A 12003-nucleotide genomic window follows, 5' to 3' on the forward strand; every position below is an offset into this window, starting at 1 on the left:
GGCTAGAAGGTGCGCGTGCCCTGGGCCGCCCGGCCACCGTCCGTTCGGGGGCCGCTGAGCGGCCAGGCAGCCGTCCTCGTATGGGCCTCGCCGCTCCCGGTCGCGAGCGCACGGCTCGCCTCACGAGGCCGCGCGCTCGCGGCCGGCCGCGTGCGCCTCGTCGTCCACCGAGCCGGGCAGCGCGTCTGGGCGCTCGCCCGAGACGTGCCGCGAGAGCCCGAGGGTGTGGAAGACGCTGTCGAGGCTGCAGATGGCGAGCGCCGCGCTGTAGGAGATCGGCCCGAGCGTCGAGCTCTCCCAGAGCACCTTGCGCGACATCGCGTACGGGTCGCCGCCGCGCACGTTCTCGCGGTCCTCCGTGGTGACCCCCGTCTCGAACCCGGCCTCGGCGACCGCGCGCCGCACCGCCGGCGTGTAGTAGCCGTTCGGGTAGGCGAAGTGGAGCGGCGGCCGGCCGAGCCGCTCCGCGATCATCTCGCTGCAGCCGGCGATCTCCCGGCGGGCCTCCTGGAGCGGCAGGTTCGAGAGGACGGCGTGGTTCACGGTGTGCCCGCCCACGTCCATGCCCGCCGCGCGCAGCTCGGCGAGCTCGTCCCAGGTCATCGGGCGGGTGTCGGCGGGGAGGTCCTGCTCGGCGAGGCCGGTCCGGGCCTCCAGCGCGCCCGCGATGGCTACGAGCCGCTCGTGGGGGAGCCGCGCGATGAGCCGGTCCAGCGTCGCGGCCGGTCCGGGCTCCGCGCAGGCGGTGAGCAGCGACTGCAGCGGCCCGGGGAGCCCGGCCCGCTCGACGGGGATCCCGCGCCGCGCGAGCTCGGTGAGCGAGGCGTACAGACGATCGTGCGGGAACCGCTTGCCCGTGCCGGTGAAGCCGGTCGCGACGAAGAACGTGGCCGGGACCTTGAGCGCGGCCAGGACCGGCATCGCGACGTGGTGGTTGTCCGCGTAGCCGTCGTCGAACGTGACGACGAACGCGTCCCGCCGGCGCGTGCCGGGCGGCTCGCCGAGGATCCGGCGGGCGTCGGAGAGCGACACGATCTCGCGGGTGCGCGCGATGTCCTCGATCTGGCGCTGCAGGGTCTGGGCGGAGATGAACATCGAGGCGATCGACTCCCGGGCGCTCGCCTCGAAGTCCAGGGTGGCGCGGTGGTACGAGAGGATGACCACGCGCGTCCCGCCGGCCTGCCGCCGCTGCCACGTCCGCACCGCGCGGTGGACGCCCGCCGCGAGGAAGGTCCCCGCCGCCGCGACCTTCACCGCCCGCCTCAGGATCCACCTCGGGCTGTTGTCCGCACGCTCCGGCATCTTCCGCCCTCTCTCTTCACCCACCGCCCCGCCGCCGCGCGGCGTGGTCAAGCCACCGCCGAACCGCCAGTCAGCCGCCGCGCGCCCCCGCGAGCGCGCTCGCCTCGAGCGAGCGGCGCGCGCGCCGGAGCGCGCCCCACATCTTCTCCGGCGCGACCGACCTCGCGAGCCCGCGCGCCGCGCGGAACGCCTCCTCCGCCGCGACCGCCGTGCCGGCGCGGAGCGACGGCGCCTGCAGCCGGACGCTGCACGTCTCGCGGCGGTCCCAGGCCCAGTCCAGCTTGTAGGCCTCGGTGCCCCGCAGGAAGTCGTAGTCGGTGAGCCCGCGCGCGTAGGCGTCCGCGACCGTGCGCCCGACCAGCACGACGCCCGGGCTCCGCGCCGACCAGGCCGGGTCGTAGCCGGACTGGTAGTAGAAGAAGCGGCGGCCCACCTCGAGCCCGTAGACCGCGGCGATCGCGTCGCGGCCGACGAAGAGGCGGTACATCCGCAGCCAGCCGCGCGCGGCGAGGAGCGGAGCCACCTCGCGGTGGAACTCCTCGACCGGGCCGGGCGGGATGCCGGAGGAGCCGCCCTCGACCTCCCAGCGGAGCCGGTGCAGCCGCAGGAAGTCCTCCATCGCGGCGGCCGCGTCGCCCGCGGCGGCGATCTCGATCCGGAACCCCGGCTGCTTCTCCAGCCAGCGGACCCGCCGCACGTAGGTCTCGCGGCGGCGGATCCTGGCGAGGTGCTCCTCGAAGGTCCCGCGCACGACGAACCCCGGACAGACGAAGCCCCGCTCCACCTGCGCGCGCACGCCACGCGCCGTCATGGCCGCCCGCAGGGCGGCGACGGTCGGCGAGCCGCAGGGGAGGTCCTCGAGGTCGAGCACGTCCCACGCCGCCGCCCCCGCCGCGAGCGCGCGGGCGAACGCCTCGCGCGCCGCCCCCGCGTACTCGGGGAGCGCGAGCACGTCGAGGCCATCCGCGCCGGTGAGGCCGTTCCCGAGGAGTCCCCAGCGCCGCTCGCCCACGAGCCCCGGGCGCCCCGAGAGCACGAGCAGGCCGGCGAGGCGCGCGGCGCGGTCGCGGGCCTCCAGGAGCCAGAGCGGCCGGCGCGCGGCGAAGCAGCGGTGGAAGGTGTGGAGCCACTCCCAGGAGAGGAAAGGCGACGGCGCCTGGGCGGCGTCGAAGAGCGCGCTCCACTCCTCCTTCAGCGCGGCGAGGCGCGCCGGCTCGCGGTGCTCGACGACCGTGAGGACGCCGGCGCGCTCCGCGGCCGGCCCTGGCATCGTGGACGTCACTCGACCGCCTCCCTCACGCACCGCGCGAGATACGCCATGTCGTCGGGCTGCAGGTCCTGGTGCACCGGGAGCTCGAGCACGCGGCGCCGGAGCATCGCGACGTCCGGGAACGGCTCCTCCGGGCAGAGCGGGTGTCCGGTGCGCCAGAAGTCCACGGTCTCGATGCCGCGCGCGGCGAGCCGCGCCCCGACCGCCGCCTTGTCGTCGCAGAGGAGCGGGTAGAAGAGCGGGCTCGCGCCGGCGGGGAGCTCGGGGAAGACCGGCACCACCCGGTCGCGCAGCCGGCCGAGGAGGAGGAAGTAGTTGCGCCGGCGCGCCGCGACGATCGCGTCGGCGTCGAGGCGGCGGGCGATGAGCTCGGAGAGGGCGCTCATGCCGAGATCGACGGTCGCGGGATCGAACGTCATGGTGCCGGTGGAGACCGGGCGCACGCCGGTCGCGCCGCGCACGTACGCGTACGCCCGCCGCGCCGCGCCGCGGAACGCCTCGCCGGCGTCGCCGAGCCGGAACGCGGCGTTCTGGAGGAGCGAGCCTGCGGCGTGGGAGAGCGTCGACGCGAGCGGCGCCGCCTCGGGCTGAGGGACGTCGCCGCGCACGTCGGGGTCGTTCACGACGAGCGCCCCGCCGTTCGGCACCGGGAGCGTCTTGTAGAAGCAGAAGATCCCGAGCGCGCCGACCGAGCCGAGCGGGCGCGTCCCCTCGGCGGCGAGCAGCGACAGCGCGCAGTCCTCCACCACCGGCAGGCCGTGCCGCCTTGCGATCGCCATCACGTCGTCCATCGGCTGCGCGAAGCCGGCGTAGTGGATGACGTAGAGCGCGCGGGTGCGCGGGCCGATCTTGGCCTCGAGGTCCTCGAGGTCGAGGCGCATGCGCGCGTCCACCCGCACGAAGCGCGGGAGGACGCCGGCGGCGGCGAGCGCCCCCACCTCCACGCCGTGGTGGTACGCGGGGACGAGCACCTCGTGGCCCGGGAGCCCGAGGAGCTTCGCGCCGTGATAGACGGCGTTTCGCGCCAGGTAGAAGCGCGTCATGCGCTTCGCGCCGAACGGGAAGGCGGGCGGGCGGGAGGCTGCCAGGGGAGAGAGCATCCCCGGCCAGAGCGTCGGGAGGGCCGGGATGTAGCGCCTCCGCGCCTCTCGGGCGGTCGGCCAGGTCCGCGCCGCCATCGCTCGACTCATCGCCACCACGAGAGCGCCTCCTTCACGGCCGGGCGGACCCGGTGCTTCAACGTGTGCATGGCCCTGCCGGCGAAGGAGGGCCGGTAGACGTAGAGCCAGTCATGGGGAGCATGGGCCGGCGCCCACTCGCGCTTCCACTCCATGTCGGGGCCGAGGAAGTCGAACCGCGAGAACCCGCGCGCCTCGCACTCGGCGAGCACCTCCCGCTGGAGGAGCTGCCCCGGCGAGACCGTCCCGAGCCGCTCGTCGTACGCCGTCTTGGGCAGGTAGTAGACCCCCCGATGCACCACGCCGAGGTGCACCGCGACGGCCCGCCCGTCGAGGGTGAGCGCGCGCAGGGCGAGCGCGCCGCGCGCGGCGGCGTCCCGCGCGATGCGCGCGTAGAACTGGATGAGGGGCTGGGCGAGCGCGATGGCGGTCCCGCCCTGCCCCTTCCAGCCGCTCGCCTCGAGCGCGAAGAACTCCGCGAGCGCCACGTCGAGCCCCTCGGCGCGGTCGATGCGCGCGAGCGCGACCGCGCCCATCTCGCCGAGCCGCCTCGCGCGGCGGCGCAGGTTCGCGCGGAACTTCGAGCTCGTGCGCTCCTCGGCGCCCCCGCCGAGCTCGACGTACGGCGTGCGCAGCGACTCCCAGCGCCCCGTGAGGTGCCGGTCCGCGCGCGCGGCGGCCTCGAGCAGGACCGAGGTCGGCCCCTCGCGCGGGACGTCCCGCAGCATGAGCACGTCCCAGCGGACCCGGTCGCGCAGGTGCCCCCACAGCGCGGCGACTGCGCCCGGGGCGTCCTCGCCGAGTACCCATTCCACCCGGCAGGAGTGGTCGTTCGCGGGCGCGACGAGCCGCGTCACGCCACGCTCGCGCTCCACCAGGAGCGGAGCCATCCCGGCGGCCTGACCTGCGCGAGTGCGCGCGACGAGCACCCGCAGCGGGGCGTCGGGCGCGAAGGCGTCGAGCCAGGCGGAGATCCATTCGTGGCGGGCGAACGGGACGTCCACCGGCCCGCGCGCGAGCAGCGCGTTCCACTCGTCCCGGAGCGCGTCGAAGGCGGCCCGGCCCTGCAGCTCCTCGACGCGGTAGCGGGAGCCCGCGAGCTCGGGGGCGGGCGCGAGGAGGGTCTCGGCGCTCTGGCTCAAGGTGTCCTCGCCTCCTTCAGCGGACGCGCGCGATCGCGAGCAGCGCTCGCGCGAGCTTGCGGGGGTCGTGGCGCCCGCGCTCTCCCGCGGCGAGCAGGTCGGTGACCACCGGCACCGCGCCGGCGGCGTCGATCGCCGCGCGGTCGACCCGCACCGGTTCGGCACCCTCCCCGGAGTAGGCCGCCACCGTCTCCGCAGGGAGCGGGGGGCGCTGGGCGAGCGCCACGTCCACGACGTCGCCGAGGTGGCGCTGCACGGCGCGGACATGATCTGCGGCGTCGAGGCCGTCCGTCTCCCCGGCCTGGGTGAAGAGGTTCACGACGAGGACGCGCGTGGCCCCGGTCGTCCGGAGCGCCTCGGCGATGCCCGGCACGAGGAGCCCCGCGAGCACGCTCGAGTAGAGGCTGCCCGGCCCGAGCACGACCAGGTCCGCGGCGTGGATCGCCTCGATCGCCTCCGGGGACGCCCGCGCCGCGCCGGTGAGCCGCAGCGTCGCGACCCGGCCGTGCGCCGCCGCGATGGCGGTCTCGCCGCGCACGACGCGCCCGTCGTCGAGCTCCGCCACGAGCTCGACCGGCGTCGCCGTGGCGGGGACCACCCGGCCCCGCACGCCCAGCATCCCGGCGGCGGCGTCGACGGCCTGCCCGAAGTCGCCGAGCCGCTGCGCGAGCGCGGTGAGCACGAGGTTGCCGATGGTGTGCCCGGCGAGCTCGCCGCCCCCGTCGAACCGGTGCTGGAACACCGCCGCGAGCGGCGCGCCGGCCGCGAGCGCGACGAGGCAGTTGCGCACGTCCCCGGGCGCGGGCACGCCGTAGCGGCGCCTGAGCTCGCCGGAGCTCCCGCCGTCGTCCGCGGTCGTGACCACGGCGGTGAGATCCACCGAGCGCTCCTCGTCCTCCGGGTCGTCCTCCGCGGCGAGCCCCTCCAGGACGCGGGGCAGCCCGGTCCCGCCGCCCACCGCAGCGATGCGGATGGGCCGGGCGTCCGCCGCGCGCAGCGGCCGAGGGACGAGCTCCTCGAGCACCATCACTTCGCCCCCTTCCCGAGGAGCACCACCTTCGCGGTCGCGAGCAGGCAGACGAGGTCGAGGAACAGCGAGGCGTTCTTGATGTAGTAGAGATCGTACTCGAGCTTGCGGGCCTGCTCCTCCATCGTGGAGCCGTACCCGTACTTGAGCTGCGCCCACCCGGTGAGGCCCGGCTTCACGAGCTCGCGCAGCGTGAAGAGCGGGTAACGCACCTTCAGCTCCGAGAGGAACACCGGCCGCTCTGGCCTCGGGCCGACGAGGCTCATGTCGCCGCGGAGCACGTTCCAGAGCTGCGGCAGCTCGTCGAGCCGCGCGCGCCGCAGGTAGCGGCCCAGCGGCAGCACGCGGGGATCCTGCTCGGTCGCCCAGACCGCGCCGTACTTCTCGGCGTCGCGGCGCATCGTGCGGAACTTCCACACGCGGTACGGCGTGCCGCTGCGCCCGGTCCGCTCCTGCGAGTAGAAGACCGGGCGCCCGTCGGAGAGCCAGATCGCGATCGCCGTGGCGAGCATGATCGGCGCCGCGGCGACGAGCATCACGAGCGACACCGCGAGGTCGAGCGCGCGCTTCGCGGTGCGCGTGCCGCGCGAGACGCGGAAGCCGTCGTCGAAGATGAGCGAGCTCGGCCGGACGAGCGACAGCGGGATGCGCTGCAGCGTCGCCTCGGCGAAGCCCACGTCGTCCACCACCCGCCGGCCGCGCGTGCGGAGCGTCAGGAGGTCGTCGATGGGCAGCCCCTCCCGCCGATCCTCCATCGCGACCACGACGATCTGGACGCGCTCGCGGCGCGCGACCTCGCCCAGGGAGCCCTCCAGGATCGCGTCGGCGGGGACCGCGGCCGGCGCGAGGGAGCGCTGTGGCCGCACGAACCCGACCGCCCGGTAGAGCCCGTCCGCCTCGCGCTCCATCGCGCGAGCGAGATCGCGGGCTCGCGCGCCCGTCCCGAGGAAGACGACCCGGGTCGGCGAGCCGACGACCGCCGGCATGAGTACGCGCGCGGCGATGACGCCGAATGCTCCGCCCGCCGCGGCGAGCACGAGCGAGCGGTGCAGCATCCACCCCGGCAGGAACAGATCGAGGGCGACGTCGGCCAGGGCGATGGCGATCGCCGCCACGCCGATCGCGCGCAGGAGGCGCCGGCCGTCGGAGCGGTCGCGCACCGCCGCGTGGAGATCGTAGAGATCGCCGAGGTAGAGCGCGCCCGCGAAGAACACCGAGGCGAGGGCGGCGCGCAGCACCGCCGGGTACATCGGCGGCCCGCCCACGGCGCTCGTCGCCTGCGCGGCGACCGGACCGAGGGACGCGCCCGCGAGCAGCGCGAGCACGAGCACCGTCTCCTCGGCGAAGAAGTACGCCGCCTTGCGCGGCGAGAACCAATGGTTGAAGACCCGGACCAAGTCCCCTCCCCGTCCAACCCCGACCGCCCAATCCGGCGCGTCCGCGCGCCGGCCAGGACCCTGGCCACCGTCCCCAGGGCCACGACGCACCGTCGTGGCCGCCCCCCTTCCTCGCGCCCTCCCCCGCCGCCTCCAGCGGCGAGGGAGGGCGCTCCTCCCCTACCCCACGCGGCGCCCGGCGATCGGCGGCGCGGCCTCGCCGGGGCCGCCGTACAGCCAGCGCCCGTGCGCCACCGACTCCGGATCGACGTCGTTCAGCACCACGCCGGCGGCGCGATCGCCGAGGGACTCGAGCGCGAGCCGCACGACCTGGCGCGGCGTCGCGCCGGCGCGCACGACGAGGACGGCCGCGTCGGCCGCCCCCGCGAGCCGCTCGCCGTCCGAGAAGGCGAGCGCCGGCGGCGCGTCGAGGACGACGAGATCGTACGCGGCGCGCAGCTGCTCCACGAGCGCCGCGGTGCGCGGGTGGCGGATCGCCGTCACCGGGTCGCGCACCTCGCCCGCGCACAGCACCGACAGCATGCCGACCCGCACGACGGCCTGGGACAGCTCGGCCGTGCCGTCGAGCACCTCGGCGACCCCGGCGCGGGGCGCGAGCCCGAACAGGCTCGCCAGCGACGGCCGCCGGAGATCCGCGTCGACGAGCACCACGGCGCGGCCCTCCTGCGCGGCGATGAGCGCCAGGTTGGCCGCGGTGGTGGTGCGCCCCTCGCCGCGGCTCGCGCTCGTCACGGCGACGACGCGCATCGCGCGGCGCGCCGCGAGGCGGGCGAGGCGCTGGTAGAGCACGCGGTACTGGTCCGCCGCGGGCGAGTCCGGCGCGGCGAGCGCGACGAGCTTCTTCTCCGGCGCGGCGGCGGGGTGGGTTGCCTGAAGGGTCTCGGCAGGGATCATCGGTCCATTCCTCCGATCGATTACGCGCAAGTCAGGAAGCCCGCCCGATGCGGGGAATCGCGGCGAGCACGGGGACGCCCAGCGTCGCGGCGTCCTCGGGCCCGCGCATCGACGCGTCCAGCCACTCGGCGAGCCCCGCGGCCCCGAGCCCCAACGCGATCGCGGCGAGCACCGCGATCCACAGGAGCTTGGGCCGGTCGGGCGAGGCCGGCAGCCGCGGCGCGACCGGCGACTCCACCATCCGGAACATGGTCGGCTGGTCCGCCGCGAGGAGCTGCTCGGCCGCCGCCGCGTCCGCGCGCCGCGAGAGGCTCGAGGCGTACTTCGCGCGCAGCACCTCGTACTCCCGGGACTGGTTCGCGAGCGCCTGGCCCCAGCGCGGCGCCGCGTCGATCCGCTTCTGGTAGGTGGCCATCTCGTTGCGGAGCGAGGCGATCTGCTCCTCGTGCGCGCGCACCTCGTCGTCGATGCGCGCGAGGTGACCCTGCACGCGCTCCTTCTGGAACTTCTCGAACGCGCCGTCGCGCTGGGAGAGCGCCTCCTGGAACTCGCGCCGCGCGCGCTTCACGTCGGGATGATCCGGCCCGTAGGCCGCCTCGGCCGCGTTGAGGCGCCGCAGCGCGGCATCGAGGCCGGCCTCGGCGAGCCCGGGGCCGCTCGGGCCCTCCGGGATCGACGAGAGCACCTCTCCGCGCCGCCGCTGCGCGTCGGCGATCGCGCCGAGCCGCATCTCGATCTGGCTCTGCGCGCGCCCCACCGCGCGGGCGTTGTCCTCCACCAGCTCGGGGAGCTCCGTCGTGTGCTGCACCTTGAAGGCGAGGAGCTTCTTCTCCTGCTCGCCGAGCTGCTTGCCCATGTCGTCGACCTGGCGGTCGAGCGTCTCGCGGAGGCTCCGCGCCTGCGCCTCGAGCACCTGCCGCGTGAGCTCCCCGTAGTACTTCGGCAGGAGCTCGGCAGCCCGGGCGACCTTCTCGGCATCGCGGCCGCGCACCTCCACCACGAAGAGGAGCGCGGGCGCGCCGGCGGGGACCTCCCCCTCCAGCCGGACCTCCACGTTCCGCCGCATCTTGAGGAGCGCCTCGTCCATGTTGCCGCGGAGGTCAGGGAAGAAGTCGGTCTCCTTGATCACCCGCTCGAGCACCGGGCGGGCGAGGATTCCGTGCTTGATGGTCCGCATCCGATCCTCGAACGGCGTGCCGTTCTGGGCCGGGAAGAAGTCGAGCCCCAGCCGCCGCGGCTCTATCTGGACGACCGAGGTGGCGGAGTACTCCGAGGGGACGCCGAGCGCGAGCGCGACTCCGACGACGAGCACCGCGCCCGCGACGACGAGCGCGAGGAGCCGGCGGCGCCGCAGCGCCGCGAGGAGATCCTGCAGGGTGTAGGTCCGTTCCATTCGTCCTTCCTCTTCTCACCGTTCCGGCAGGGTCCAGCCGAGCCGGAGTCCGAACGTCGTTCGCCGCAGCGCGGCCGACGGATCGTCGATCCGCGCGAAATGTGTCGCTGCCAGCGCCAAGCGCACCCCTCCCCCGACGAGGAGTGCCGCCTCGCCGTAGGTCACGTAGCCCGTCACCGCGTCCCCGCCGCTCGGGGCGCGACCCGAGCGCCAGATGCCGCCGTCCCCGCGAAGCTCGAAGCGGCGCGCGAACCTGCGCGCGAGCCCGACCTCGACCGAGTCGACCAGGCCGGGGCTCGCGGTGTTGCCGAGGCCCAGCCCGTGCGCGAGCTGCGCGCGGCCCTCCCATTCGCGGGAGACGCCGACGAGCTCGACGCTGCCCTCTGGAACGATGACCGCGTCGCCGCTCTTCAGCCAGAGGGCCGGCCCCGCCGAGGCGTTCACCGTCAGCTGACGGCTGAGCTCGTACCGCCCGCGCGCGCGGAGCGCGTGCGCGAAGGCCCAGTCCGTCGCGCCCCGCTCGAAGCCCTGGAACATCGACGCCAGGTAGCCTGCCCCGAGCGAGAGACGCCGGTTGTACCGGTACAGCGCCTCGATGCCGGGCTGGTGCATCGCGCCGCCGGTGCGATCCTGGAACCGGACCGTCTCCTCCGTGAGCGTGCCGGCCACGTCGACGCGCTCGGTGGCGCGGAACTCCGCCCTGCCGCGACCGTGGAGGATGAGCGCGGAGTCGCGCCCCGTGCGAAACACGCCCATCTGCGCGAGCCCGACCGGGTCGAACGCATACGCACCGCGGAAGTCCGCGTGGAGCGTGAGCCGCCGCGTGGCGCGCGCGTCGAGCGCGAGCGACCCGCGGTGGTTCCAGCTTCCGCCCGGCTGCATCCGCTGGTACGTGAGGAAGTCCACGCCGTAGAGGGTGCGGAGCTCCCAGGTGTGATCGCGGAAGCGGAGCCCGACGTCGGGGGACACCCGACCGACGCGGTCGCTGCCGGATCCGTCGTAGAGCACGTTCGAGTCGTAGCCTCCCTCGAGGGTGAGGCGGGCGATGGGATCCACGACCGTGCTCGCCGCCGCCCGCGCCGCAGCGCAGAGAGCGACGGCGCAGAGCGCCGCCCTCCCGACGTGCCCCGGCGCTCCCATCGCCCACCTCTTCCTCGGCGCTCTCATGGTCGGCACCGTCCCGCTACGGCACGTAGAGGACGTCACCGCCCCGGAGCCAGAGCGCACCCTCCGCCTCCCCCTTCACGAGCTCGTCGAACGAGAGCTTCACCCGATCGGTCTTCCCGTCCGCCTTCTGCCGGAGCCAGCTCACGTCGCCCCGGGCGAACTCGGTCCGCCCCCCGGCGAGCGCGATCGCCTGCACCACCGACATCGGCCCGCGCAGCGGGAACCCGCCCGGACGAGTCACCTCGCCGAGCACGTACACGCGAGGTCCGTTGATCTCCCGGACCAGCACCGCCACCGCCGCGTCCTTCACGTACGGGCCGAGGGCCGACGCGAGGCCCTTCTGCAGCTCCGCCGGCGTCTTCCCCGCGGCGTCGACCTCACCCGCGAGCGGGAGCGAGATCTTCCCGTCCGGCCGCACGGGCACGACGCGCGTCAGCTCTGGCTCGTGCCAGACGACGACCTCGAGCACGTCCTCGCGCCCGATGCGGTACTCGCCCGCCTCGGGCCGGGGATCCGGCCGCTGCGAGGACCCCGACGACGCGCACGCCGTAGCGGCGAGGAGAATGCCGGACACCACTGCCCTCTTCGAGAACGCCATCCAATTCCTCCCGGGACTCCCCGTCCCGAAACGACTCCCTCGCATCGAGCACACCTCGTGCCACGGCGCGTCGTGCACCCCGAGCGAACCCCGCGCCGCGCGTCGCCGCTCCTCCGGCGCACGTTGTCCACGCGATCCGGCGTGCGGCCACGGGCGCGACGCGCGAGCGAGCGGCTGCCGGCGAGAGCAGGTGACGGTGCGACGCTGGGGAAGTTTTTTCCCTCGCGTGGGAACGAACGTGCCCGCGTTGCCGCGACGACGAGGCGGGATGACGTTCTTCCTGGACGCGGCAAGACGGACTGGCTGACGCCGGGATGGAGGACGCGAGAGCATGCTGAGGGCGGCGGCGTGGACGCTGGGCCTGTTCGGGGTCGGCACTTCGATCGTTCGGTTGTTTCCGGAATCGGCGTGGGTCGAGCCGATCGTGCTGCTCGCGCTCGGGTTCGCGTTCCTGTACGTGAGCGCGCGGACCGGCGGCCGCGAGCGGCGGTCGCGCGCGCTCGCTCCGAAGCAAGCTGCGGCCTGAGCTGTCGGTCGGGGGGATCGCATCGGACTCCGTGGGGGGGGGACCAGGGCGCGGGGGGGGGGCGCGGGGGGGCGGGCCGGGCGCGGTGGTACCGGAGGGGGGGAGCGGG

Annotated in this window: 11 protein-coding genes; 1 reads left to right on the forward strand and 10 read right to left on the reverse strand. The window is 75.1% G+C overall.

Annotated elements, in window-relative coordinates:
• Positions 1–120 precede the first annotated feature (120 nt).
• The 10 genes from MNY62_RS16305 to MNY62_RS16350 all read right to left on the reverse strand — a co-directional run bounded on the left by MNY62_RS16305 (position 121) and on the right by MNY62_RS16350 (position 11368).
• Positions 121–1302, reverse strand: a complete 1182-nt coding sequence (locus MNY62_RS16305; protein WP_242345245.1) for a polysaccharide deacetylase family protein — start codon at positions 1300–1302, stop codon at positions 121–123.
• Positions 1303–1372: 70 nt separating this feature from the next.
• Positions 1373–2584, reverse strand: coding sequence for a GNAT family N-acetyltransferase (locus MNY62_RS16310; RefSeq protein ID WP_242345246.1), 1212 nt, complete (start codon positions 2582–2584; stop codon positions 1373–1375).
• Complete coding sequence (locus MNY62_RS16315; protein WP_242345247.1) at positions 2581–3750, reverse strand: DegT/DnrJ/EryC1/StrS family aminotransferase; 1170 nt, start codon at positions 3748–3750, stop codon at positions 2581–2583. Before MNY62_RS16315 ends, MNY62_RS16310 begins: the two co-directional genes overlap by 4 nt.
• An 8-nt stretch (positions 3751–3758) precedes the next feature.
• Positions 3759–4892 (reverse strand): GNAT family N-acetyltransferase, encoded by a 1134-nt coding sequence (locus MNY62_RS16320; RefSeq protein WP_242345248.1) that lies wholly within the window; start codon positions 4890–4892, stop codon positions 3759–3761.
• A gap of 16 nt (positions 4893–4908) precedes the next feature.
• Entirely contained in the window at positions 4909–5919 is a 1011-nt protein-coding gene (locus tag MNY62_RS16325; protein WP_242345249.1) for a gluconeogenesis factor YvcK family protein, read from the reverse strand.
• Positions 5919–7316 carry an exopolysaccharide biosynthesis polyprenyl glycosylphosphotransferase gene (locus MNY62_RS16330; protein ID WP_242345250.1) on the reverse strand — a complete coding sequence of 466 codons (1398 nt, stop codon included), beginning with the start codon at positions 7314–7316 and terminating at the stop codon, positions 5919–5921. Before MNY62_RS16330 ends, MNY62_RS16325 begins: the two co-directional genes overlap by 1 nt.
• A gap of 159 nt (positions 7317–7475) precedes the next feature.
• On the reverse strand, positions 7476–8210 hold the full coding sequence (locus MNY62_RS16335) for a CpsD/CapB family tyrosine-protein kinase (RefSeq protein ID WP_242345251.1): 735 nt from the start codon (positions 8208–8210) through the stop codon (positions 7476–7478).
• A 31-nt stretch (positions 8211–8241) separates the two neighbouring features.
• Positions 8242–9603, reverse strand: coding sequence for a Wzz/FepE/Etk N-terminal domain-containing protein (locus MNY62_RS16340; protein WP_242345252.1), 1362 nt, complete (start codon positions 9601–9603; stop codon positions 8242–8244).
• Positions 9604–9618: 15 nt separating this feature from the next.
• The gene (locus MNY62_RS16345; protein WP_242345253.1) at positions 9619–10770 is read right to left on the reverse strand and encodes a hypothetical protein; all 1152 of its coding nucleotides are present in this window, start codon (positions 10768–10770) and stop codon (positions 9619–9621) included.
• A gap of 16 nt (positions 10771–10786) precedes the next feature.
• Complete coding sequence (locus MNY62_RS16350) at positions 10787–11368, reverse strand: polysaccharide biosynthesis/export family protein (protein WP_242345254.1); 582 nt, start codon at positions 11366–11368, stop codon at positions 10787–10789.
• 331 nt (positions 11369–11699) lie between these two features.
• On the opposite strand from MNY62_RS16350, the gene MNY62_RS16355 reads away from it, so the two are divergent.
• Entirely contained in the window at positions 11700–11894 is a 195-nt protein-coding gene (locus MNY62_RS16355; protein ID WP_242345255.1) for a hypothetical protein, read from the forward strand.
• The last annotated feature ends 109 nt before the right edge of the window (positions 11895–12003 follow it).

This window comes from Anaeromyxobacter terrae (assembly GCF_022690685.1).
Taxonomy (GTDB): domain Bacteria; phylum Myxococcota; class Myxococcia; order Myxococcales; family Anaeromyxobacteraceae; genus Anaeromyxobacter; species Anaeromyxobacter terrae.

Excerpts from the sequence above, each read along its gene's own strand:
- MNY62_RS16305 (WP_242345245.1), bottom strand. The coding sequence starts at position 1,302 with ATGCCGGAGCGTGCGGACAACAGCCCGAGGTGGATCCTGAGGCGGGCG.
- MNY62_RS16315 (WP_242345247.1), bottom strand. The coding sequence starts at position 3,750 with ATGGCGGCGCGGACCTGGCCGACCGCCCGAGAGGCGCGGAGGCGCTAC.
- MNY62_RS16325 (WP_242345249.1), bottom strand. The coding sequence starts at position 5,919 with ATGGTGCTCGAGGAGCTCGTCCCTCGGCCGCTGCGCGCGGCGGACGCC.
- MNY62_RS16335 (WP_242345251.1), bottom strand. The coding sequence starts at position 8,210 with ATGATCCCTGCCGAGACCCTTCAGGCAACCCACCCCGCCGCCGCGCCG.
- MNY62_RS16340 (WP_242345252.1), bottom strand. The coding sequence starts at position 9,603 with ATGGAACGGACCTACACCCTGCAGGATCTCCTCGCGGCGCTGCGGCGC.
- MNY62_RS16345 (WP_242345253.1), bottom strand. The coding sequence starts at position 10,770 with ATGAGAGCGCCGAGGAAGAGGTGGGCGATGGGAGCGCCGGGGCACGTC.
- MNY62_RS16350 (WP_242345254.1), bottom strand. The coding sequence starts at position 11,368 with ATGGCGTTCTCGAAGAGGGCAGTGGTGTCCGGCATTCTCCTCGCCGCT.
- MNY62_RS16355 (WP_242345255.1), top strand. The coding sequence starts at position 11,700 with ATGCTGAGGGCGGCGGCGTGGACGCTGGGCCTGTTCGGGGTCGGCACT.